Consider the following 647-nt stretch of genomic DNA (forward strand, 5'->3'; position numbering starts at 1 on the left):
CCCTTTTTCAGACTCCTTGATAGGCGCTCAAGACGCATTGATAAGCGTCGCTGAAATGGCCGCCCTACCCTTGCACCGGATCGCTTTTGCAAGGGAACATTTTGAATGGCCAAAGTCACCATCTCCAGCGTCATCGACGCGCCGGTCGAAAAGGTCTGGGCGCGCATACGCGACTTCAACGGGCTGCCGGACTGGCATCCGCGCATGGTGGAAAGCCACATTGAAGACGGCAAGGATGCCACCACGATCGGCTGCGTGCGCAATTTCCAGCTCGCCAGCGGCACCCGCCTGCGCGAAAAGCTGCTCGACTTCTCCGATCAGAATTACCTGGTCAGCTACTCCATCCTCGAGACGCCGCAGCCGCTGACCAACCACAAGGCGACCCTGCAGCTGCGGCGCGTGACCGATGGCGACCGCACCTACGCCGAATGGACCGCCAGCTTCGACGCCGCGCCCGAGGAGGCAGACAAGCTGGCCGAGGGCATGGGCGCCAATGTCTTTCAGGGCGGCTTCAACGCCCTGAAAAGCCATTTCGCCGGCCAGAGCTGACAGGAGCCAACCATGGCGCTGGCACTGCAGACTTTTGCAACGGTGAAGGACGCTAGCGCGGCACTGAAAGCCCAGGGCACACGCTATCTCGGCGGGGG

At 62.0% G+C, this 647-nt stretch carries 1 protein-coding gene and 1 pseudogene; both read left to right on the top strand.

The features are described from left to right. Positions 1–105: 105 nt before the first annotated feature. A complete protein-coding gene (locus tag EN991_RS38730) occupies positions 106–549 on the top strand; it encodes an SRPBCC family protein (protein ID WP_127370659.1) in 444 nt (147 codons plus the stop codon). 12 nt (positions 550–561) lie between these two features. Then, positions 562–647, top strand: a pseudogene (locus tag EN991_RS41895) (xanthine dehydrogenase family protein subunit M); the annotation flags it as partial.

Origin of the sequence: Mesorhizobium sp. M7A.F.Ca.US.005.03.2.1, from assembly GCF_003997795.1 — a bacterium.
GTDB classification, from domain to species: domain Bacteria; phylum Pseudomonadota; class Alphaproteobacteria; order Rhizobiales; family Rhizobiaceae; genus Mesorhizobium; species Mesorhizobium ciceri.

Bases quoted from the DNA above. Each gene is read 5' to 3' on its own strand.
- EN991_RS38730 (WP_127370659.1), top strand. From the start codon at position 106: ATGGCCAAAGTCACCATCTCCAGCGTCATCGACGCGCCGGTCGAAAAG.